We start from the raw sequence: 22,604 nt of genomic DNA on the forward strand, positions 1-22,604 counted from the left end.
GCGACAGCCGTTCAGGCCGGGCGCACCCACTCGAAGGCGTGTGCCTCCGAGCGGGTGCCCTCGGCGGTCCGGGACCGGTTGGGCTCGCCCAGTTCGGTGAGCATCGGCGTCGCGATGTCGACGAGGGCGGTCAGCGTCTGCGGGGTGAGCCAGTCCGGTCGCGTCGCGAACGCAATGTCCTCGGTCGACGTGTTCCCGCTTGCGCCGGGCGCGAACGGGCACCCACCGAGCCCGCCGAGCGAGCCGTCGACGACGCTCGCCCCGGCACCGATCGCCGCCAGTGTGTTCGCGACGCCGAGCCCCCACGTGTCATGGCCGTGGAACACGATGCGGCGCTGCGGAGATTCGGCTTTCACCCGAGCGACCAGTGCGGCCACCTGCGCGGGCACGGCCTGGCCGAGCGTGTCGGCCAGGACGATGTCGTCGGCGCCGTCACCGCGCGGATCGTTCGCGATCGCCAGCACGCGGTCGGCCGGCACGTCCCCCTCGAACGGGCACGTGAACGACGTCGCGATGCACAGCTGGATGCGTCCGCCCACGGCACGGGTCAGTTCGACGGCGGCCGGCATCGCGGCGAGGCTGTCGTCGGTGGACCGTCCGATGTTGGCGCGGTTGTGGGATTCGGACGCCGAGAAGCAGTACTGGAAGTTGCGGGCCCCGGCGGCCGCGGCCTTCTCGACGTGTCGGGGCGTGGCGACCCACACCCAGCAGTGATCCAGCTCGTCCGGCGTCAGCTCACCGATCAGCTCGAGAGTGTTGGCCATCGGCGGCACCAGATCGGGCCGCGCCATCGAGCCGATCTCGAGTTCGGGGACGCCGAGGGCCAGCAGCCCCCGGGCGATCTCGAGCTTGCGGTCGGTCGGCAGCACCTTGCCGGTCAGCTGAAGCCCGTCGCGCAGGGTGACGTCCCGCAGAATCGACCGGGGCGTAAGCGAGTAGCTCATCAGGACTCCGTCTCCGTGACGATGCGATCGATCTCGGCACCGGACAGTCCGAGCACGGTCGCGAGCACGTCGCGGGTGTGTTCGCCGAGATCCGGGCCGACGTGGTCGATGGGCAGTGACTTGTCGCCGATCACGGGCACGATGCCCGGGAACCCCACCGGCTGCGGTGATTCGGCGCCGGTATCGACGTCGAAGGTCTGGATCATGTTGCGTGCGTTGTACTGTTCGTCCTCGACGATGTCGGCGGCGGTGTAGATGGGCCCGGACGGGACGTGCGCGTCGTCGAGGATGCGCAGGGCCTCGTCGCGGGTGTGGCGCGACGTCCACGCGCCGATGGCGGCGTCGAGTTCGTCGCGGCGCGCCCAGCGTCCGGCGTTGGTCTGCAGGTCCGCATCCGCCGCGAGGTCGGGTCGTTCGATCGTCTCCATGTAGCGCTGGAAGATCGCGTCGCCGTTGCCGGAGATGATGATGCTGGTGCCGTCGTTGCACGGGTACGCGTTGGACGGGGCGATGCCCTCCATCCGGCCACCGACCCGTTCGCGCTTGACGCCGTAGGCGAGGTAGTCGGGAATCAGGGATTCCATCATCGACATGATCGATTCGTTGAGCGCCACGTCGATGGTTCGCTGCGACAGCGCGAGCCGCTCTCCGGCGCGAGACTGCTTCTGGTACAGCGCCATCACCGATCCGAATGCGGCGTACAGGCCCGCGATGGAGTCACCGATCGACACACCGACGCGCACCGGCGGGCGATCGGGGTCGCCGACAAGTTCGCGGAAGCCGCCGAGCGCCTCGGCGACCGCGGCGAATCCGGGGCGTTCGGCGAGCGGCCCGGTCTGCCCGAACGCGGAGATCCGGGTGATCACCAGGTCGGGGTTCACGGCGTTCAACTGCTCGGGCCCGATGCCCCACTTCTCCAGGGTGCCGGGACGGAAGTTCTCCAGCAGGACGTCGCAGTTCGCCGCGAGATCGAGGACCAGGCGGCGCCCCTCGTCCGACCGCAGGTCGAGCACGATCGACTTCTTGTTCCGGTTGATCGTGCGGTAGAGCATCGAGGTCGAGCCCGAATACAGGCGCCAGTTGCGCAGCTCGTCGCCGGTGCGGGGACGCTCGACCTTGATCACTTCGGCACCGAAGTCGGCGAGCAGCCGGCCTGCCGTGGGTGCCGCGATGTAGTTGCCCAGCTCGAGCACACGGATTCCGTCGAGGGGCCGCGTCGGGTTGTCCTGCGTCATGCCTCGATTCAAGCAGTTCCGGGTCCGCCCCGTTTTTCCCGTCCATCGGGAAGTGACATGCACAGGCGGCCGCGCCTACGGTGTGCTGAATGAGACGCAGGCCACACCTCTCGTGTGGTCTCCCGACAAACGGTTGGAGTGGATGGTGGGTCTGAGTTCGGATCGGATCGTGGTGGTCACCGGCGCGAGTCGCGGCGCGGGTAAGGGAATCGCGCTGGCGCTCGGTGAGACCGGGGCCAAGGTGTACGTCACCGGGCGGACGCAGACCGAGGGCGACGCCCCGCTGCCGGGCACGGTGTTCGCGACGGCCGAGGAGGTCACCCGCCGCGGCGGCGAGGGCGTGCCCGTCGTGCTCGACCACAGCGACGACGCGCAGGTCGCGGCGTTCTTCGAGCGTCTGCGTGAGGAGCACGGGCGCCTGGACATCCTGGTCAACAACGCGCTGGCGGTGCCGGACGAGCTGACCACGAAGGGCCCGTTCTGGGAGAAGTCGCTGGCGCTGCTCGACGTGCTGGACGTCGGCATGCGTTCGAGCTACGTCTCGAGTTACTACGCCGCGCCGCTGCTCGCCGCGAACGGTGAGGGTCTCGTCGTCAATACGTCGTCCTTCGGCGGCACCTGCTACATGCACGGTCCCGCCTACGGCGCCGGCAAGGCCGCAGTCGACAAGATGGCCCACGACATGGCGGTCGACTTCCGGCCTTTCGGCGTCGCGGTGGTCTCGCTGTGGATGGGTCTGCTCCTGACCGAGCGCACCAAGGCCGGGTTCGACGCGAACCCGGGCGCATACGACGGCCTGGCGGCAACCGCCGAGTCGGCGGAGTTCCCCGGACGGGTCATCGACGCCCTTGCCCGTGATCCCCAGTTGATGAAGCGCAGCGGCCAGGTGTTGGTCGGCGCCGAGGTCGCGGAGGAACTCGGTGTGAAGGACCTCGAGGGGAAGCAGCCGCCGTCGCACCGCCAGTTCCTCGGCAACCCGCCGTCGTTCTCGGACGCCGTCATCGACTGACGGTCGAATCGCCCGGCACCGATCGGCTGCGGACTCGTATCGGATCGGTACCGGTGCCTCGTTCCCGTCGTGTCGCTCCCACCGGGGGAGCGGCACGACAGGAAAGTGCGCTGCAGTCGATGTCGATCCGGTGAGTGCGTTCCTCGCGGGTCTGGTCGCCGCCGGTGTCGGTCTCGTCGAGTCGCACGTGCACACCACGGTCCGGGCGCTCATCGTCGCGTCGGGTCTCGGGCCTGCTGCTCAGCGCGTCCGCGCCGAGTCGCGCGGACGCCTCGAATCGCGCTGCCCGATCGGCTGACCGCGCCGAGGCGAGGTTTCTGGAACAGTGGTGGGCGGAAACCTCTCCGAGGAGGAATCATGCCCGCATCCGATTCGTTCGCGGCCGAGCGTCGGGCTCGGATCGACGAGCACGTGCGCTACTCGTGCGAGCGCGCGCGACTCGACGGCCACCATCCGCCACTCTCCGATGCGGCGGCCGTGTCGATCGCCGCCGCCCGCGTGGACGCCTCCACCCGAGAGATCCTCGGAGCGCGTCGCCGAGCGGGGCGGACCATTCCCTCGGTCGGTGGATTCGGGGAACTGCGCCTGATATCGGACGAGTACGCCCGGGTCGCGGCCAAGGCGGCGTCCCTGCGCCCGGGCCCACTCCAGTTGGCGTACCGCTATCGGGCCGCTGAACTGGGTAAACGCATCGCCGGCCTGCGATCGGCAGTGACGATGTCCGCCGCGCACTACGGCGGCGGTGTGCGGGCCATCCGTCGCGAACGGCGGGACGGGGTACACCTGGATCCGGCGCAGCGCGACGCCTTGTTCGTGGCGCTGCAGCGCACACCCGCGCCGCTACCGGTGCAGCGCCGGCAGTTGCACGACCTGCGCAATGCGATGCTCGAGTCGACCGCCGAACGTGTGGTCCGGATGTCCGAGCACACCCGGGCCGAGGACGTGGGCCGCCGCGCAGCCGAAGCGTTGGAGCATGCCGTCGAGGCCGACGACGACCGCTTCGTCGACCGCTACGACACGCTGCTGTTTCTCGCCGGGACCCTCTACGACCGCATCGAAGGAGCACCGGTCTGGCACTCCGAGCACTTCGCGATCCAGCGCGCGCAGCTGGATCTGGGGGAGGAACTCACCCAGATCGCCGTCGACACCGTGGCCCTGCACGGCATCGTCGGCGAACTCGACGGCGCACTGCTGTCCAGCCCGGAGGCGCGCGAGCACGTCCAGTCCCGTCGGGACGCGCTGGCCCCCGTGTGGGATCAGCTGGTCGTCCGGGTCGCGGCGCTCGCGCGGATCGGGGATCTGCTGGATCAGGTCGAATCCCATCTGCGCGCGTCGGAGTCGATGCGCTGGGCCACAAGTCTCGACACCCGGATCGACGAGCTCATCGCCCGCTCCGGCGATCGGGAGCTGTCCGCCGACAACACCCACCACGTGGGGGATCAGTTCGGCGGGGTCGAGGAGCTCATGGGCACGTATCGCGCGGCGCTGGGCGGGGACATCGCGGCTCTCACCTCCCGCGGAGAGGGGTAGCCGCCCGCGGCTCCGCCGGGTGTCGCCGATCGACCGTCCCGCGGAGCGGGAGAAGCGCTTCGGGCAGTCATCCTTCCTAACTTTTGCAAGTTAGTATTCCGACGTGGCCCGCCGCGGAGCGGACCACGACTGCTGTCAGCGAACGGAGTCGACATGAACCCCAGTGGAATCGAGGCGTACCGACTCGGCCGCAGCTTCGACGTCATGCCGATCCCGATGGATCCCGCGCACTGCGTCGACGTGCCTGCGGGCCCTCTTGTCTTCGTCGTCGAGTCTCGTCGGCTCACCGACGAGGCGATCAACTCGAACGCGGTCGAGCGCGGTCGCCCGGACGCGACGTACGACAGCGGCATCGACGACGGGGGCGCGTGTGTCCACGTGTTGAGCGCCGCGGACCGATCGGAGCACCTGCGGTTCGACTGCTTCGACAACGAACCGCACTACCACTACATCCGGCAGGAAGACCAGCAGAATGTCGTGGTGCGGTTCGATCAGTTCGCGGAGGGCGACGCCCGGACGTGGACCCTCGGCCGCCTGCGATCGAGGCTGCCGCACATGCTCGGGTCCCTCGGCCTGACCGAACTCGCGGACGCGGTCCGGGCCACGGATCTCGAGCCCGCGGTCGCGGAGGTGGAGCGACTGCTCGCCCGCTAGCGGGCACATGTCACCGGGTCCGACCGTCGGTGTGCCGCTGTCCGTTTGGTGCCGTTTGCATGTCAAGCTGGTCGGGTGCCGATACAGATCCCCGAGAACCCCAGGCTCGTGAACCCCGCCGAGGCCGCGGTGTGGTCCGCGTTGGCTGCTCAACTCGGTCCCGGTGATCTGCTGGTTGCCAACCAGCGTGTGACCGATCACCAGAAGGACCACGAGATCGATTTCGTCGTCGCGACCGAGGGCGGCGGGATCGTGTGCCTCGAGGTCAAGGGCGGACACATCTGGCACGACGGAACCGACTGGTTCCAGCAGCAGCGCAAGGGGCCCCGGGCGGTCCACCCGGTCCGGCAGGTGCGGGAATCGTGTTACGCACTACGCCGATTCGTCGAGGCCGATCCGCGATGGAGTCATGGACGGCTGCGGTGGGACCACATGGTGGTCTTCCCGAACACGGAGATCTCGCAGGATTTCGCGGTGGCCGACTGCCCGCGCTGGAAGGTCGTCGACCGCACCGACCTGGACCGGATCGGGGAGATGATCCGAAAGGTGGTCGCGGGTCAGCTGCTCGATCGTCCCGAGCTCACTGCCACCGGCATCGACAGCCTCGCGGACGCGTTGTCGGGCAGAGGGCTTCCGCAGCGCGACGTCGTGGCGCGGGCGATCGCCAACGAGGACGCTGCGGACGCGCTCACCGCCCAGCAGGCCGCGATCCTCGATGCGATCCGGTTGCTGCGCCGGGTCGAGGTTCGAGGTGGTGCCGGCAGCGGCAAGACCTTCCTCGCGGTGGAACAGGCACGGCGGCTCGCGAAGTCGGGGGAGCGGGTCGCGCTGATCTGTTACTCGCACGGCCTCGCGTCGTACCTCGAGCGGCTCACCGCGACGTGGCCGCGCAAGCACCGCCCGGCGTATGTCGGAGAGTTCCATGCTCTCGGCCAGCGGTGGGGTGCGCCGGTCGGCCCGGACGAGAGTATTCGCAACGACGACACCGTCAGGTTCTGGGAGCACGAACTGCCTCGTCAGATGGCGGCACTCGCCGCGGAGCTTCCGCCGGAGCAGCGATTCGACGCCGTCGTGGTCGACGAGGCGCAGGACTTCGCGGACGCGTGGTGGGAACCGTTGCTGGCTGCGCTGAGCGACGAGGACGAGGGCGGGATCTTCGTGTTCAGCGACGAGGGCCAACGTGTGTTCGACCGGCAGGGCGTGCCGCCGGTTCAACTCGTCCCGCTGGTACTCGACCAGAATCTTCGCAACACCAGACAGATCGCGGGATCGTTCACGTCGTTGGTGGGGCAGCGGATGAAGCTTCTCGGCGGCGACGGTCCGGACGTCCGCTTCGTACCCTGCGAGTCGGCCGACGCACTCGGGGTCGCCGACGACCGGATAGACGCACTGATGGACGAGGGGTGGCGCCCGGAGGACCTGGCCCTGCTGACCACCGGGAGCAGGCATCCCGAACAGGTGTCCCGGCAGCAGCAGGGCAGCGAGGAGTACTGGCAGAGTTTCTGGGACTCCGAGCAGGTCTTCTACGGGCACGTCCTCGGCTTCAAGGGGCTGGAGCGTCGCGCCGTCGTGCTGGCGGTGAACGAGGCTGTGGTGCAGGAGCGTTCGCGCGAGCGGCTGTACGTGGGGTTGTCGAGGGCTCGTGACCAGTTGGTGGTGTGCGGTGACCCCGATCTGATCACGCGCGTCGGCGGTCCCGAACTGGCTCGGCGCCTGGGCATCTGACCGCCGCGCCCGGCCCGGTGGAATGGCCCGCGGGCGCCGCGCGTCGGGGGTTCGCGGCGCCCGCGAGCCGGCTCACATCACCAGCCGCGCTCGGCGAGGCGGTGGGGCTGGGGGATGTCGTCGACGTTGATGCCGACCATGGCCTCGCCCAGGCCGCGGGAGACCTTGGCGAGCACGTCCGGGTCGTCGTGGAAGGTGGTGGCCTTGACGATCGCGGCGGCCCGCTCGGCGGGGTTGCCGGACTTGAAGATGCCCGAGCCGACGAACACGCCCTCGGCGCCGAGCTGCATCATCATCGCCGCATCGGCCGGGGTCGCGATGCCGCCGGCGGTGAACAGGGTGACGGGCAGCTTGCCGGCCTTGGCGACCTCGACGACGAGATCGTAGGGGGCCTGCAGTTCCTTGGCCGCGATGTACAGCTCGTCCTCGGGCAGCGAGGTCAGGCGGCGGATCTCCTGCCGGATCTTGCGCATGTGGGTGGTGGCGTTGGAAACGTCGCCGGTGCCGGCCTCGCCCTTCGAGCGGATCATCGCCGCACCCTCGTTGATGCGGCGCAGGGCCTCACCGAGGTTGGTGGCACCACACACGAACGGGACGGTGAAGGCGAACTTGTCGATGTGGTTCTCGTAGTCGGCCGGGGTGAGGACCTCGGACTCGTCGACGTAGTCGACACCCAGCGACTGCAGGATCTGGGCCTCGACGAAGTGGCCGATGCGGGCCTTGGCCATGACCGGGATGGAGACGGCCTCGATGATGCCGTCGATCATGTCCGGATCCGACATGCGCGAGACGCCGCCCTGGGCGCGGATGTCGGCGGGCACACGCTCGAGCGCCATGACCGCGACAGCGCCGGCGTCCTCGGCGATCTTGGCCTGCTCGGCGGTGACCACGTCCATGATGACGCCGCCCTTGAGCATCTCGGCCATGCCCCGCTTGACGCGCGCCGTGCCGACCTGGGCGAGCGACGCGACGGGGGAGGTGCCGGTGGGTGTGGTGTCGGTGTTGCTCACAGCTGATTCTTCCTTCGCTGTACTGGGGGGGTGGGAACGGTGTGTCAACGGGCCGGGGCGGCCATGCCGTCGAGGAACACCGTGATGCAGTCGTTCGAGAGCTCGTCGATCGTGTAGGGGTCGTCCGGCTTCCGCCAGTAGACGGTGAACCACACCGAGTCCCGGAGGAAGCGGTGGAACACCTTGGACGGAACGTCCTTTCGGAGGACATCGGCGTCCTTGCCGGCCTCGATGGCGTCGAGCCAGACCGTCTGGATCTCGTCCGCGATCGCGCGAGCCTCGGCGAAGTCGCGCAGGCCACGCAGATTGGGAAACTCTGCGTGGTAGACCTTGGTCGCGTCGGGGCGCGCGGCGCCCGTGGCGAGCGAGACGTCGACGATCGCCTTCAACCGCGCCCGGGGCTCGAGCTGATCGAGTTCCATCGCGCGATAGTTCGCGAGCAGATCCGAGAGGAACACCGTCACCAGTTCGGTGACGATGGCGCCCTTCGACCGGAAGTAGTGGTACAACGCGCCGGCGTTGAGGCCGACCTCGTCGCCGATCTCCCGCATCGACGTCCCAGCAATGCCACGCGCCGCGAACAGGGTGGCCGCAGCGTCGAGGATCTCGGACTTCCGGTCGTGGGGTCCCGCCACTTCAGTCCCTTCCGATTTGAACACTCATTCAACAACATTAACCGCGACGGTCGCGTCGCGTCAAAGTGATGCCGCCGCTGCTTCCTGCACCGCCGAACCTGGTGGACGGCGTATCGATTCGGATCGCAGCGCCGCGGCGGGGTGCCGTGTCCCCGTCTTGACGGCTCGCATCGCCCGACCTATATTCGCCTTGAATGAACGTTCAATACGATTTATTCGGGCATGAAGGGCGCCGCTTGACGATGCGGACCCGCGGTCGTAGTGACGCGGTGCCTGCGCGGATGTGACGCCCGCCCATGCTCTTTCCGCCCGGTTCGTGGCGCGAGGCCGCCCGGTATCCGCGCGAACCGCCCATGCGGACACCTTCCCGAAAGCGACGAGGAGATTTCATGACCAGGGTTGTCTACGCCCGCAGTGTTCACGACGAGCGCGAGATCGAGGCCTGCCTCGAGGTCCTGCGTGGTGGCCCGTTCGCGCTGAAGATCGGCAAGAACGTCGCCGAGATGGAGCGCAAGGTCGCCGACCTGTACGGCAAGAAGCTGGGCTTGATGTGCAACTCGGGCTCGTCCGCGCTGTACCTGGCGCTCGAGCTGCTGGATCTGCCGAAGGGCTCGGAAGTCATCACCTCGCCGCTGACGTTCTCGACGGATGTGTCGCCGATCGTGCGCGGTGGCTGGGTGCCGGTGTTCGTGGACGTCGAGCCCGACACCTACAACGTCGACGTCAGCAAGATCGAGGAGCTGATCACCGACAAGACCAAGGCGATCCTGGTGCCGAACCTGGCCGGCAACGCCCCCGACTGGGATGCGATCCGCGAGATCGCCGACAAGCACGATCTCAAGGTCATCGAGGATTCGTGCGACTGCATCGGCACCACCCTGCGCGGTACCAAGACCGGCTCGCGCTCGGACATCACGGTCACCAGCTTCGCGATGTCGCACATCATCACGGCTGCCGGCAACGGCGGCATGGTGTGTCTCGATGACGAGAAGCTGCGCGACAAGGGTCTGATGCTGCGCCGCTGGGGCCGCCGCTCCGAGCCGCACCTGTTCGGGTCCGAGCAGGCGAAGACCGGCCGCGTCTTCCGTGAGGACCTCGACGGCGTCGCGTACGACAACGACTTCATCTTCGACGTCCTGCCGTGGAACTTCGAACCGTCGGAGCTGGGTTCGGCCTTCGGATTGGTGCAGCTCAGCAAGCTCGAGGTCAACTACAAGCGCCGTCACCAGATCTTCGACGCGTTCAGCGCGGCATTCGGCGCCTACCCGGAGCTGTTCCGTCTGCCCAAGCCGCTGGAGGGCTTCTACACCGCGTGGCTGTGCTACCCGGTGACGATCCGTGAGGATGCCGGCTTCGCACGCGGGGATCTGCAGGAGTCGCTCGAGGGGGCGGGCATCGACACCCGCACGGTGTGGAGCGGCAACGTCACCCGGCACCCGATGATGCGTAACGTCGAGTACCGCATCCCCGAGGGCGGTCTGCCGTTCGCCGACGAGGTGTTCGAGCGGGGCATGTCGCTCGGCATGAGCCATGGCATGAGCGACGAGGAACTCGACCACGTCGTCGCGAGCATCCACGCGTTCGCCTCCAAGTTCGCGGCCGCGAAGCAGTAGCACCTCCATCTCTGCACGAGCCCCCGGCCTCCTGGCCGGGGGCTCGTGGCGTTCCGGCGAACGGCCACACTCGGTATGGAACACGGTTCTACACGCTTTCGAGTACACGTCTTGACATGTCCATGATCCGCGCTACTCTCGATGCAAGCGCATAGAACACGGTTTCAATCAAGCCGTCGATCAGGAGTGTCATAGTGACGAACGAAACCCCGTACATCCTCATCTCTGCCGACAGCCACGCCGGCGCCGATCACGCCACCTATCGCTCATACCTCGAATCGAAGTGGCACGAGGAGTTCGACGCGTGGCGCGGGAAGTACAAGAACCCCTACCGCGACCTCGTCGACGACGGCCGAACCCGCAACTGGGACAACGAGCGTCGACTGCGCGAGACGCAGGGAGACGGCACGGTCGGTGAGGTGCTCTTCCCCAACACGGTGCCTCCCTTCTTCCCGAGTGCCGCAGTGCTGGCGGGTCCGCCGCGGGCCGAGGACTTCGACAAGCGCCTCGCGGGCGTGCGGGCGCACAACCGCTGGCTGAAGGATTTCTGCAACGATGCTCCCGCCCAGCGCGCCGGTGTCGCGCAGGTGTTCCTCAACGACGTCGACGAGGCGATCAAGGACGTCGAGTGGGTCAAGGAGAACGGACTGCGCGGCGGGATCCTGCTGCCGAACCTGGCGCCGGACATCAAGTGGGTCAAGCCGCTGTACGACCCCGAGTACGACCGGCTGTGGAAGGTCTGTGAGGACCTCGGCGTTCCGGTGAACAGCCATGCCGGCACGGGCCTGCCCGACTACGGCCGCTACAAGACGTCGTCGCTGCTCTACATCAACGAGGTCGGCTTCTACTCGATGCGTCCGCTGGTGCAGATGATTCTCTCGGGCGTCTTCGAGCGGTTCCCGAAGCTCAAGTTCGCGGTGTCCGAGCAGGGCTGCGCGTGGGCGCCGGACCTGATGCGCCAGCTCGACACCGTCGATCTGCGCGTCAAGCGCACCGGGCGGATCGGCGAGCTGTTCTACAGCGAGGACGAGCAGTTGCCGTTGCGTCCGAGCGAATACTTCCGGCGCAACGTGTGGGTCGGCGTCACGATGCCGTCGGCGCAGGACATGGCCACCCGCGACACCCTCGGTGAGGGCAAGTTCATGTGGGGCAGCGACTACCCGCACAACGAGGGCACGTACCCGTTCACCCGCGAGTGCATCCGTCAGGTCATGCACGATGTGGACGAGGCCGAGCTGCGGAAGCTGTTCGCGGCGAACGCTGCCGAGCTGTACGACTTCGACCTGGACGCGCTGGCTCCGTTGGCGGCGAAGTACGGTCCGACGCCGTCCGAGGTCGCCCAGCCGCTCACCGAACTGCCGGACGAGCCGAACGACGTTCTGCTGCGCGAGTCGTTCGCCAAGCAGCTCGAGGCGGAGCTCAGCGTATGACCGGCCGTCTCCACGGACGGCGTGCGATCGTGACCGGAGCCAGTCGAGGTATCGGCGCCGGGATCGCGCAACGGCTCGCGGCCGAGGGCGCGGCCGTCGCAATCGTGGCGCGCACGGTCGACGAGCCCGATCGCGGATTCGACGGCACCCTTGCCCGGACGGCCGAGGTGATTCGCGCGGACGGGGGCACCGTGGCGATCGTCCCCGCAGCCCTGGAAGATCCCGACTCCCGTGCGCGGATCGTCCCTGAAGCCGAGAAGGCGCTGGGCGGGCCGATCGACATCCTCGTCAACAATGCTGCGGCCGCGATCTTCCAGCCGCTGCGCGACTACCCGTCCAAGCGTGCGCACCTGACGTTCGAGGTGAACGTGCATGCGCCGCTGGACCTCGCGCAGCGGGTGATCCCCGGCATGCGGGAGCGCGGCGAGGGCTGGATCGTCAACATCACCAGCGGCACCGCCCGGATCCGTCCGGTCGAGCCGCTGCCCGAGGGGGAAACCGACCTGGACGCCGACATCCACGGCACCGCGCTGTACGGCATGAGCAAGGCAGCGCAGGACCGGATGACGGCCGGTCTGGCTGCCGAGCTGAACGGCACGGGAATCCGGGTCAACGCGGTGCGCCCGCGCTCGGCGGTCGCGACCGCCGGGGCGATGTCGGTGGCGTCGAACATGGTCGGCTCGCAGTGGTTCGTTCCCGAGTCGCTCGAGGAGATGGTGGAGGCGGTGACGTGGTTGTGCGTCGCCGCGCCGCACCACACGGGCAAGGTCGAGGCGAGCCTGGACATTCTCGAGCGTGAGAAGGTCACGGTCCACGGTCTCGACGGCAGGCCTATCGCGAAGGAGCAGAACGCATGACGCCCTACGACGGCATTCCCATCGTCGACACCCATATCGGCTTCCGGGAGGCCGGCTACGACGAGTACGCGTTCATCACGCAGCAGACGAAGGACCGGGAGAGCCGCGACGAGTTCAGCATGCCGGCGCAGTACATGTTCAAGGGTGTGCCGGACGATCTCGCCACCGACGATCCGATCTCGGTGACGCTGCACCAGATGGACAAGCACGGTATCGAGATCGGCATGGTCAGCATGGCCAAGGAGTCGGGGCAGCGGGCGGTGAAGCTGTTCCCGGACCGGTTCGTCCCACAGGGCTCGGCAGTGGACCCCAACGACATCATGGGCACGCTGAACCGGATGACCCGCGAGTACGAGGAATTCGGCATCGTCTCGGTGAGTTCGTTTGCCGCGGGCACCTTCCCGCAGGTGGCGCTCAACGCGCCGCAGATGTACCCGATCTACGCGAAGTGCGTCGAACTCGACATCCCGATCTTCGCGTGCGCCGGAATCGCAGGCCCGCGAGTCCGATCAGCGGTCCAGCACGTCGAACTGATCGACGATGTGATGTTCGATTTCCCGGATCTGGTATTCGTCACGCGGCACGGCTGCGAACCGTGGGAGGATCTGGCCGTCAAACTAATGATCAAATGGCCGAACCTCTACTACTCGACATCGGCGTTCGCGCCCAAGCACTACCCGAAGGCGATCGTCGACTACGCGAACACTCGCGGCGCCGACAAGATCATCTACGCCGGGTACTTCCCTGCGGGGCTGACCCTGGACCGCATCTTCGGGGACATGCCGGGCGTGCCGTTCAAGGACGAGGTGTGGCCCAAGTTCCTGCACGAGAACGCCCGCAAGGTGCTCAAACTGAAAGGTTGATCGGACATGCCGATCGGTATCGGAGCAGATCACGACGCACTCGCCGACTCGCTCGCGCGGTTCGCGGCCCGCGAGACTCCCGTGGAACGGACCCGCGGGCAGTTCGAGAAGTTCGCGCGCGGTGATCGGCCTGCCTTCTGGGAACAGCTGGTGGGTATGGGGATTCCGTCGCTACACCTCGCCGAGGAGTACGACGGGGCGGGCGCGGGCCTGCTCGAACTCGCGGTGGCACTGGAGCAGTCCGGCTACGGGTTGATCCCCGGTCCGCTGTTGCAGACGGTCACCGCGAGCGCCGTCATCCAGTCCCACGGCACCGACGCGGCGCGCAAGGCGTTGCTTCCGCGACTGGCCGGCGGCGCCACCGCAGCGGTGGCGCTCGGGACGGGGACCGTCACCCTCGACGGTGACGGCGACGAGGTGGTCGCCGGCGGCGAGACGGTTCCGGTTCTCGGTGCTCCCGGTGCCGAGATCCTCGTTCTGGCGGGGCAGTCCGGTGAGCGTCCGGTGTGGTTCGTCGTGTCGGCGAGTGACGCGGGCGTGGAGGTCCTCGCCGAGGAGGGCGTCGACCTCACGCGGGACATCGGTCGGGTGCGACTGTCCGACACCCGGATCCCCGCGGAGAACGTCCTCGGGGCCGGCGCGGAGGAGGTCGCCGCGCTGGCCGCGGTGCTGCAGTGCGCGGAGGCCGTCGGCGTCGCGCGCTGGGCGCAGGAGACCAGTCTCGCGTACGCGAAGATCCGCGAGCAGTTCGGGCGTCCCATCGGTTCGTTCCAGGCGATCAAGCACAAGTGCGCGCAGCTGTTCATCCGGATCGAGGTGATGACCAGCGCCGTGTGGGATGCCGCGCTGGCCGCGGACAGCGGGGACCGGCAGCAGTTGGCCCTCGCGGCGGCTCGGACGGCGACGGCGGTACGCCGTGAGGCGGTCGACGTGGTGCTCGAGGCGCTCACACTGCTCGGCGGGATCGGCAACACGTGGGAGCACGACATCCACCTGTACTGGCGTCGTGTCGTGAGCCTGCTCGCGCTGGGTGGTGCGCCGGACGTCTGGGCGCGTCGGGCCGGTGAGTTGGCTCTGACGACCGAACGGGACTCGGTGCTGGGGGTGCCGGACCGTCCCGAGTTCCGGGCCGGCGTGGCGGCAACGATCGCCGAGGCCGCGGCGCTCGACGAGGCGGCCGCACGGGTCCTGCTCGCCGACCGCGGTCTGGTCGCGCCGCACTATCCCGAGCCGTACGGCCTGGGCGCCGACACCGCCGCGCAGTTGATCATCGCCGAGGAGTTCGACCGCGCGGGGATGGCCCAGCCCAGCACGGTGATCGGTGAGTGGGCGCTGCCCTCGATCCTCCAGTACGGCACCGCGGACCAGATGGAACGTCTCGTCGCTCCCACCCTGCGCGGGGAGATCGTCTGGTGCCAGTTGTTCTCGGAGCCCGGCGCGGGTTCGGATCTCGCGTCGCTGACGACCTTCGCCACCAAGGTCGACGGCGGATGGCGAATCGACGGCAACAAGGTGTGGAACTCCAAGGCGTACGAGGCGCACTGGGGCATCTGTCTGGCACGCACGGACCGGGACGCCCCCAAGCATCGGGGGATCAGTTTCTTCCTCGTCGACATGTCGGCACCCGGGGTGGAGGTTCGGCCACTGCGGGAGGCCAATGGCGACAGCATGTTCAACGAGGTCGCGTTGGACGGGGTCTTCGTTCCGGACGCCGACCTGGTGGGTGCCCCGGGCGAGGGCTGGAAGGTGGCCCGCACGACCCTCGCGAACGAGCGGGTCGCGATGGGGAACACTCCCGTTGCGGGCGGGTACCGCTTCGATCCCGTGGAGGTGGCGCGGTCGCTGGATCCCGACACCCGATACGAGGCGCTGCCCGCGCTCGGCCGGCTCACGTCGACCACCGGGGCTCTCGACGCGCTCGCGCACCGCAGTGTCCTGAAGCGGTTGTCGGGCGTCAACCCGGGCGTCGAGGCGAGTGCGCTCAAAGCCGCGTCCGCACACCACATCACCGACGCCACCGCCCAGGTGCTCGAGTGGTTCGGGCCGGAGGCGGCCGTGGGTGGCCTGGGCGTCGCCGTCGCCGGCGGTGGGCGAGCGGCCAAGGCCTACCTGGCGACGCCGAAGTTGCTGATCGGCGGCGGCACGCTCGAGATCCAGCTCAATGTCATCTCGGAGCAGATCCTCGGCCTGCCGCGGGAGCCGCGATGACCGGTCTGCTGCTGGCCGGCCGCACCGCGATCGTCACCGGAGCCAGCGAGGGTCTCGGCCGTGCCGAGGCCCTCGCGCTCGCGGAGGCCGGCGCCGACCTCGTGATCAATGCGCGCAGTGCTCGCATCGAGGACGTCGCCTCGGAGATCCGCAGTGCCGGTGGTTCCGTCGTGACGTGCGTCGGTGACATCGGTGAGCAGGCCACCGCGGATCGACTCGTCGCACTCGCGGTCGAGCGGTTCGGCCGACTCGACATCGTGGTCAACAACGCCGGCATCATTCGGGATCGCATGGTGTTCAACATGTCTGCGGACGAATGGGACGACGTGCTGCGGGTCAACCTGCGCAGCACGTTCCTCACGACGCGCGCCGCCACCGACCACTGGCGGCGCCGGGCGAAGGAGGCGGGGGCGCCGGTCTACGCGCGCATCGTCAACACCTCGTCGGAGGCGTACGCCTCGGGTCCGCCCGGTGCCGCCAATTACGCGGCGTCCAAGGCGGGCGTGGTCGCTCTGACGATGTCGACGGCGCGCGGATGCGATGCGTTCGGGGTGCGGGCCAACGCCATCTGTCCCCGGGCGCGCACAGCCATGACGAGCGACGTGTTCGGTCCGGGTCCGGAGGCCGGTGAGGATCCATTGTCCGTCGAACACGTTGCGCCGCTCGTCGTGTACCTCGCCTCGCCCGCGTCCGAGAAGGTCAACGGGCGCGTTCTGGTGGCCTACGGAGACCGGATCGACGTGATGACGGCGCCCTCGGTCGAGGCAAGCCTGAGGTCGGCATCGCGGTGGAGCCAGGACGAACTGGACGACGTCCTGGGCGGGTACCTCGCGCCGGCGTCACCGGAGCCGGAGTCGGCGGTGACGAGTTGACGATTAGGCTGCATTCGTGACCGAATCCGTGGCCGTACCGATGAGCCCCGACGACATGACCGACGCGCAGCGTGCGCGGCGGCGGCACCTTCTCGACACCGTGATCGAGATGCTCGGCGAGACGAGCCCCGACCGGATGCAGATGCGTGAGGTGTCGGAGAGGTCCGGGGTGGCCCTCGGCACGCTCTACCGGTACTTCCCCGCGAAGCAGCATCTCCTCGCCGCCGCGATGGTCGCCTGGAACGACATCCTCGCCGAACGGCTGGCGGAGGAACGCGATTCCGGTCGGCGCCGAAGTGCGCACGGATCGGTCCTCGAACGCGTCGTGGACCTGTACACGCGGCAGATGAAGGCGTTTCAGCGAGGACCGAACTTCGCGCGTCTCGAGGTCGAACTCCAGACCTCCGACGATCCGTACGTGCGCGACACACTCGACGAACGCTCCGCCGCGAACCGGAAGTTGCTGTTCGAACTGATGGAAGGCGTGCCCGCCGAGCGGGCACGCCTCGCGTCGCTGTCGATCGGCAGCACGATGCTCAACTCGCTCGTCCTGTGGACGACCGGAAGAATCGGATTTCCCGAGGCGCTGCGCAACGTCCAGGACGTGTCGCGGCTGGTACTCGAAGAACGGTGACGGCCGTCCACCCACGACGACACTGCTGGGAGGGGACCGGTCGCGCGATGCCTCGCGCGGGCGGTCCCCTCCCAGCAGATACTCCGCGCCTCTAGGCGCTCTGCCCCGTCACCTCCCGCTCGGAAGCCGCTGCCCGCCGCTCGATGTTCTCGGCGACCTCGCGCCGCCAGGCCGCGACGGGCTTGGTGGTGTCCATCTCGAACTCGAAACGGTTGGTCATGTCCGGGGTGATGTCGGCGACGTCGACGTAGAACTGCTCGTACCAGCGACGCAGCTGGTAGACCGGGCCGTCCTCCTCGCACAGCAGCGGGTTCTCGATGCGCGTCTTGTTCTTCCAGATCGCGACGTCCTGCTCGAAACCGATCGCGATGAACTTCGCCATACCGGTCGCGAGGGATTGCGCCTTCTCGCCGCTCACCGCTTCGCTCTGCCTGACCTTGATGCCGTACATGAGCACGAACTTGTCGGGTGAAACCGGGTAGTGGCAGTTGATGAGAATCGAGTCGATGTCGAAATCCGGGTAGTGGTAAGTCAACTCGTCGATCATGAAGGACGGGCCGTAGTACGCGGCCACCGAACTGTTGCCGGTCGATTCAGGCTCGCCGTCCCGGCGCGGCCGGGCCATGTCCTCGCGTCCGACACCCTCGTGGAACTGGGTGGCGATGTGGCCCTCGAAGATGTTCTCGAACTTGATCGGGAAGCCGTAGTGCACGTAGAAGAAGTGCGCCATGTCGACGACGTTGTCGATGATCTCGCGGCAGTTGGTGTCGATGGTGATCTGCTTCCACACCCAGTCGGTCCACTCCTCACCGGGAGCGGTCATGTCCGGGATGGTGACCTCCGCCGGCGGCTGGTTGCCCTCGGGGTCGTGCCAGACGAACAGCAGTCCGTCCTTCTCCATCGTGGTCCATGCGCGGGTCTTCGCGAGCGGCGGCACCCGGCGGGCGTAGGGGATGTCGGTACAGCGGCCCTTGCCGTTCCAGCGCCAGTCGTGGAACGGACACGCCACCGAGTCGCCCTTGATCTCGCCCTGGCTCAGATCGCCGCCCATGTGCCGGCAGTACGCGTCGAGGATCTTCAGATCGCCCTGGCTGTCGGCGAACACCACCAACTTGGTGCCGAACGCCTCGACCGAGTGCGGCTTCCCGTCCCTGAAATCCCCGGTGAGGCCGATGCAGTGCCAACCTCGCGCGAATCGCGTCGGAGCCTCGCCGGCCTCGATCATCCGGACTTCGCTGCTGCCTGTCGTTGGTGTCGTCATGTGGTTCCCATACGTTGGTGATACTTCCTGCAGGATCAATCGGCGAGCCCGACCACACGGTCGGTCCCGCGAATGGCGCCGGCCGCTTGTGAGTCACACATCTCTGGGTGGGATACGTCCGGTTCGGACCGATAGCGATGTGGTTGCAGGGCACTGTCACGCGAGAGCGACTCTACAGCAGAGGAATTGAAGATCACGACGACCGATAGGTCTCCGCGACTCCCGGCCCCGGCTCCCAAAGTGCTAGAACCTGCTTCTATTCAGATTCATCGACATGAGCGTATTAGGCCAGATGTCTTGCATATCTGAGCGTCCATGGTGTTCCATGTCACTGGAACGAGATTCTTTCTTTCGGCGAGGCTGCGCGAACGGCCGTCTCGCTCCCGGCCGCTTGTGCTGTTACGAGGGGTGCGGCCGTCAGCTGCGTACGGCGACCGGCAACGTCGATCGGGGCGACGTCACGACGAAGGTCGGTGCAGTCGGCCCGGTGAACAACGAGAAGTCATCACATCGAGAGGACAGATATGTTGCATCGACTGTGGCGCGGTTGGCGCTCGGTAGCTGTCGTGAGCATCGGCGCGCTGGCCTTGACGGCCTGCGCATCGGCTGACGGCCAGGATTCCGGCGATGTGTCGAACGTGAGCGGCGCGTATTCGATCGGCTACGTCGGCGATCGTGCCGACGGGGGAGACCCGGTCGACGGAGGCGTCGTGACCTACGGGTCGTACGGCTTCCCGGCGACGCTGGATCCGACGAAGACGCTGATGGCCGGATCCACGGGGGGCACCGAGCTGGCGGCGATCTACGACACGCTGGTGCGCTTCGACTTCGAGAAGTCCCAGTACGTCCCGCAGTTGGCCGCCGGTCTCAGCTCCTCCGACGAGGCGCAGACGTGGACGGTCACGCTGCGTGACGGGGCCACCTTCAGCGACGGAACGCCGGTGGACTCGGCAGCGGTGAAGTGGAGTCTCGACCGCTATGCCGCGGCCAAACGCGATGTGGCGCAGGTGTGGACGAACTCGGTCGCGAGTGTCGAGACTCCCGACGCGAAGACGGTCGTCATCCGGCTCCAGCGTCCGTGGACCGACTTCCCGGTACTGCTCGCCGCCGGACCCGGTGTGATCGTGGCGCCGAGCTCGGAGGCATCGGGCTCGTTCACGCCCATCGGTGCCGGGCCGTTCACGGTCACCCGGTTCGCGCCCAACGAGGTGCTCGAGCTCGCGCCGCGTGCCGACTACGTCGGTGGCAAGCCGCGACTGGCGGGTCTGCGTTTCGTCCCGACGGCGAACGCCCAGGGCATGTTCGAGTCGATTCGCAGCGGGGAGCTCAACGCCGGTTACCTGTACCGGAACACCGAGGTCATCGACAGCGCCATCGACTCGGGCCTCGAGGGTTACCTCGACCTGCAGGGGCTCGGCGCGATCGGAACGATCAATCAGCGCGAGGGTCGTCCGGGCGCCGATGTCCGGGTTCGTCGGGCAATCGCACTCGGTGTCGACCCGGAGGCCCTGAACCAGCGGGTGAGCGGCGGACACGGGCCCTCCGGCTCGGCGATGTTCCCGGACGGCTCGCAGTGGCACAACGAGGAAGTGCAGGGTGTCGGCTACGACCCGGACGAGGCGCGGGCGTTGCTGAGCCAGGCCAAGGCCGACGGCTACGACGGCAAGCTCACGTACGTGGCCATCAACGAGGAAGCGTCTCGGCAGGGAGCTCTCGCCGTCCAGGCCGCGCTCAATTCGATCGGATTCGACGTCGAGGTCGTGTACGCCAACAGCGTCACCGATCTGACCCGCCGTGTCTACGTCGATCGTGATTTCGACATCGCGAGAAGCGGCGCGTCCCTCATCGACGCCGCACCCCTGCTGCGGTTGTACGGGTCGCTCGGCAGCACGTCGAACAACAATGCGGCCGGCTACAACTCGCCCGAGATGGACGCGTTGTTGGTGAAGCTGCAGACCGCCGGTGACGATGACGCGAAGCAGTCGGCCATCGACGACATCCAGAAGCTCGCCGACGAGACCGTTCCGTACGCGGTGTGGGCGCCGTCCGTCGTGTATACGGCGTGGACGCCGAAGTTGCACGGCGCCAACGTCAGTATCGACAACGTCGTCCTCTTCGACGAAGCCTGGATGGAGCCGTAGCCGATCCTGACGGCCGACGGTTCGAATGCTCACAGTGTCCAAGTTTGGAGGTCTCGATGGCGCGCGTGGATCCCGCCGAGTCGACTGCCGCAACCCGGCGGAGCACCAGGGTCGCACCCTCGATGATCGAGCGAATGACGTTGATCATGGAGGTCTTCGAGGACCGATCGACTCGCCTCACGCTCGAAGAGGTGGGAATCCGGGCGGGGCTGCCTCGTTCGACGGTGCACCGAATCCTGGATCAGCTCATCGGTCTCGACTGGGTGGAGCACGCCTCGTTCGGCTACTGCCTCGGTCGGCGGGCACGCAGCTTCGGCGGCAGCATCGACGGTGAGGTCCGCGCCGCGGCAGCCCCGTTGCTGCACGAGCTGCACATGCGGACCGGCATGGTCGTGCATCTGACGGTCCTCGACGGGCCCGAGTGCGTCTACCTCGACAAGAGGGGCGGTCCCTTCGCGTCCAGCCTGCCGTCGCGTGTCGGTGGCCGCGGCCCCGCTTACGCGACGGCGGGAGGGAAGGCGATGCTCGCATGGCTCGACCCCAGGCGCGTCGACGACCTGTACGGCGAGGGGCTCGTCCGCCGCACCGACCGGACGATCACCGACATCGCAACGCTGCACCAGGAACTCAACAGGATTCGGCAACGCCGCGGCCTGGCCTTCGAAGAGGGGGAGTCGGTCCGCGGTGTCGCGTGCGTCGGCGTCTCGATCCGTGGTGGCGACGGGCCGGTCGCCGGCATCTCGCTGTGCGGGGACGCTCGGACCGCCCACCTCGAGCGTGTCGCGCCCTTGGTGGTCGATGTCGCAGAGGAGGTGTCGCGGATTCTCATCCCGGCACCGGGTGGGCCCACCCGGGGCCGGTGGGTAGCAGGCACCCACGCCGACACCTGGTCGGCGGACGCCCTGGACCGCCTGGTCTCGATCCAGACAGGCCGATGGGTCTGAACGGGCATCGGCTCCGATCGTCACGGATACCAACACTTCTCGACCACACCGAAGGAAGATCGACATGCCGGTGAACACCGTCCACGGTCCGATCGACGGCTCGCAACTGGGCCAGACCCTGATCCACGAGCACATCGTCACGGCCGACTGGTCGATGCGAATGGCGTTCGGAGAGCACTATTACGAGCACGACGTCATCGTCGACCGGGCTGTCGCGCAGTTTCTGCGTGCCAAGCAGAGCGGCGTGCGAACGGTGGTCGACGGGACTCCGGTCAACATGGGACGCGACATCGGTCTCATCCGCGAGGTGGCCGAGCGGACCGGGCTCGAGTTCATCGTGTCCAGCGGCTTCTACTATCAGGAAGAGGTCTTCCTGAACTGGCGCAGCGAGGGCGAGATCCATGCCTGGCTGAGCCGGGAGTGCGAGGAGGGCGTTTCCGGGACCGGCGTGCGACCCGGAATCATGAAGGCGGCCTGCGCGGTCGACGGCATCACCCCGACTCTCGACAGGGTCTTCCGCGCGATCGGCAGGGTCGCGGCCGAGCAGCGCCTCCCCATCTTCTGTCACCATCACATCGAGGTCGGGAACGGCGAAGCGATCCTGGATCTGTTCGAGGACTGCGGCGTCACGCCGAGCCAGGTCGTACTGGGGCACAGCGGTGACACGAACGATCTCGGGTACCTGGAGAAGATGCTCCGGCGGGGCTGCTACCTCGGCATGGATCGATTCGGCCACTGCGCGGCCGGCAACAGCCTCGCGGACCGGGTCGGCACGATCGTCGAGTTGTGTGCGCGCGGGTACGGCGACCGGCTGTTGCTGTCGCACGACCTGGCGACCTACTTCGGGGTCTTCGGCTCGTGGCAGGACTTCAAGGCCGAGGAATCAGCCGAGCCGGCAGTCGATTTCACGTTCATCAATCGTCAGGTCGTTCCGGCGCTCGAGTCTGCGGGGCTCGCGTCGGAGGCTGTGCGTGCGATGCTCGAACGCAATCCGGCAGAATTCCTGGAGGTCGACTGACCCGGTCGACCTCCAGGATCA

The 22,604-nt window shown here is 67.7% G+C and carries 20 protein-coding genes; 15 read left to right on the forward strand and 5 right to left on the reverse strand.

Translation table 11 applies throughout. The annotated features are described in order from the left end of the window. Positions 1-11: 11 nt before the first annotated feature. A complete protein-coding gene (locus ABEU20_RS10380; protein WP_420164326.1) occupies positions 12-944 on the reverse strand; it encodes a hydroxymethylglutaryl-CoA lyase in 933 nt (310 codons plus the stop codon). Then, positions 944-2,179, reverse strand: coding sequence for a CaiB/BaiF CoA transferase family protein (locus tag ABEU20_RS10385; RefSeq protein ID WP_420164327.1), 1,236 nt, complete (start codon positions 2,177-2,179; stop codon positions 944-946). The genes ABEU20_RS10380 and ABEU20_RS10385 overlap by 1 nt, the downstream gene beginning before the upstream one ends. A 142-nt stretch (positions 2,180-2,321) precedes the next feature. On the opposite strand from ABEU20_RS10385, the gene ABEU20_RS10390 reads away from it, so the two are divergent. The 5 genes from ABEU20_RS10390 to ABEU20_RS10410 all read left to right on the forward strand — a co-directional run bounded on the left by ABEU20_RS10390 (position 2,322) and on the right by ABEU20_RS10410 (position 7,097). After that, entirely contained in the window at positions 2,322-3,188 is an 867-nt protein-coding gene (locus ABEU20_RS10390) for an SDR family NAD(P)-dependent oxidoreductase (RefSeq protein ID WP_420164328.1), read from the forward strand. A 130-nt stretch (positions 3,189-3,318) separates the two neighbouring features. Continuing rightward, the gene (locus tag ABEU20_RS10395) at positions 3,319-3,486 is read left to right on the forward strand and encodes a hypothetical protein (protein ID WP_420164329.1); all 168 of its coding nucleotides are present in this window, start codon (positions 3,319-3,321) and stop codon (positions 3,484-3,486) included. Positions 3,487-3,545: 59 nt separating this feature from the next. Further along, positions 3,546-4,718 (forward strand): hypothetical protein, encoded by a 1,173-nt coding sequence (locus tag ABEU20_RS10400; RefSeq protein WP_420164330.1) that lies wholly within the window; start codon positions 3,546-3,548, stop codon positions 4,716-4,718. A gap of 153 nt (positions 4,719-4,871) precedes the next feature. Continuing rightward, entirely contained in the window at positions 4,872-5,372 is a 501-nt protein-coding gene (locus tag ABEU20_RS10405; RefSeq protein WP_420164331.1) for a DUF7700 domain-containing protein, read from the forward strand. A 75-nt stretch (positions 5,373-5,447) separates the two neighbouring features. Further along, the gene (locus ABEU20_RS10410) at positions 5,448-7,097 is read left to right on the forward strand and encodes an NERD domain-containing protein (protein ID WP_420164332.1); all 1,650 of its coding nucleotides are present in this window, start codon (positions 5,448-5,450) and stop codon (positions 7,095-7,097) included. 77 nt (positions 7,098-7,174) lie between these two features. On the opposite strand, the gene pdxS is transcribed toward ABEU20_RS10410, so the two are convergent. Beyond that, on the reverse strand, positions 7,175-8,107 hold the full coding sequence (pdxS, locus tag ABEU20_RS10415) for a pyridoxal 5'-phosphate synthase lyase subunit PdxS (protein ID WP_420164333.1): 933 nt from the start codon (positions 8,105-8,107) through the stop codon (positions 7,175-7,177). A gap of 44 nt (positions 8,108-8,151) precedes the next feature. Then, positions 8,152-8,742, reverse strand: a complete 591-nt coding sequence (locus ABEU20_RS10420; protein ID WP_420164334.1) for a TetR/AcrR family transcriptional regulator — start codon at positions 8,740-8,742, stop codon at positions 8,152-8,154. Positions 8,743-9,131: 389 nt separating this feature from the next. Here ABEU20_RS10420 and ABEU20_RS10425 point away from each other — a divergent pair, with 389 nt between their 5' ends. The 7 genes from ABEU20_RS10425 (at position 9,132) to ABEU20_RS10455 (ending at position 17,219) form a co-directional block, all read left to right on the forward strand. After that, positions 9,132-10,355, forward strand: a complete 1,224-nt coding sequence (locus ABEU20_RS10425) for a DegT/DnrJ/EryC1/StrS family aminotransferase (protein WP_420164335.1) — start codon at positions 9,132-9,134, stop codon at positions 10,353-10,355. Positions 10,356-10,549: 194 nt separating this feature from the next. Further along, the gene (locus ABEU20_RS10430; RefSeq protein WP_420164336.1) at positions 10,550-11,785 is read left to right on the forward strand and encodes an amidohydrolase family protein; all 1,236 of its coding nucleotides are present in this window, start codon (positions 10,550-10,552) and stop codon (positions 11,783-11,785) included. After that, positions 11,782-12,642, forward strand: a complete 861-nt coding sequence (locus tag ABEU20_RS10435; protein WP_420164337.1) for an SDR family NAD(P)-dependent oxidoreductase — start codon at positions 11,782-11,784, stop codon at positions 12,640-12,642. The genes ABEU20_RS10430 and ABEU20_RS10435 overlap by 4 nt, the downstream gene beginning before the upstream one ends. Continuing rightward, positions 12,639-13,505, forward strand: coding sequence for an amidohydrolase family protein (locus ABEU20_RS10440; RefSeq protein WP_420164338.1), 867 nt, complete (start codon positions 12,639-12,641; stop codon positions 13,503-13,505). The genes ABEU20_RS10435 and ABEU20_RS10440 overlap by 4 nt, the downstream gene beginning before the upstream one ends. A gap of 6 nt (positions 13,506-13,511) precedes the next feature. Then, on the forward strand, positions 13,512-15,713 hold the full coding sequence (locus ABEU20_RS10445; RefSeq protein ID WP_420164339.1) for an acyl-CoA dehydrogenase: 2,202 nt from the start codon (positions 13,512-13,514) through the stop codon (positions 15,711-15,713). Beyond that, positions 15,710-16,585 (forward strand): SDR family NAD(P)-dependent oxidoreductase, encoded by an 876-nt coding sequence (locus ABEU20_RS10450; protein WP_420164340.1) that lies wholly within the window; start codon positions 15,710-15,712, stop codon positions 16,583-16,585. Before ABEU20_RS10445 ends, ABEU20_RS10450 begins: the two co-directional genes overlap by 4 nt. A 40-nt stretch (positions 16,586-16,625) precedes the next feature. Next, on the forward strand, positions 16,626-17,219 hold the full coding sequence (locus ABEU20_RS10455) for a TetR family transcriptional regulator (RefSeq protein ID WP_420164575.1): 594 nt from the start codon (positions 16,626-16,628) through the stop codon (positions 17,217-17,219). A 91-nt stretch (positions 17,220-17,310) separates the two neighbouring features. Here ABEU20_RS10455 and ABEU20_RS10460 read toward each other — a convergent pair whose 3' ends face one another. Next, positions 17,311-18,480 carry a Rieske 2Fe-2S domain-containing protein gene (locus tag ABEU20_RS10460; RefSeq protein WP_420164341.1) on the reverse strand — a complete coding sequence of 390 codons (1,170 nt, stop codon included), beginning with the start codon at positions 18,478-18,480 and terminating at the stop codon, positions 17,311-17,313. 524 nt (positions 18,481-19,004) lie between these two features. Here ABEU20_RS10460 and ABEU20_RS10465 point away from each other — a divergent pair. From ABEU20_RS10465 to ABEU20_RS10475, 3 genes are all read left to right on the forward strand, one after another. Next, entirely contained in the window at positions 19,005-20,621 is a 1,617-nt protein-coding gene (locus ABEU20_RS10465; RefSeq protein ID WP_420164342.1) for an ABC transporter substrate-binding protein, read from the forward strand. Positions 20,622-20,677: 56 nt separating this feature from the next. Next, positions 20,678-21,565: an IclR family transcriptional regulator gene (locus ABEU20_RS10470; RefSeq protein ID WP_420164343.1), complete on the forward strand. Its 888-nt coding sequence runs from the start codon at positions 20,678-20,680 to the stop codon at positions 21,563-21,565. 64 nt (positions 21,566-21,629) lie between these two features. Continuing rightward, complete coding sequence (locus tag ABEU20_RS10475; RefSeq protein ID WP_420164344.1) at positions 21,630-22,583, forward strand: phosphotriesterase family protein; 954 nt, start codon at positions 21,630-21,632, stop codon at positions 22,581-22,583. Positions 22,584-22,604: the final 21 nt, after the last annotated feature.

Origin of the sequence: Rhodococcus parequi, from assembly GCF_046042785.1 — a bacterium.
GTDB classification, from domain to species: Bacteria; Actinomycetota; Actinomycetes; order Mycobacteriales; family Mycobacteriaceae; genus Prescottella; species Prescottella parequi.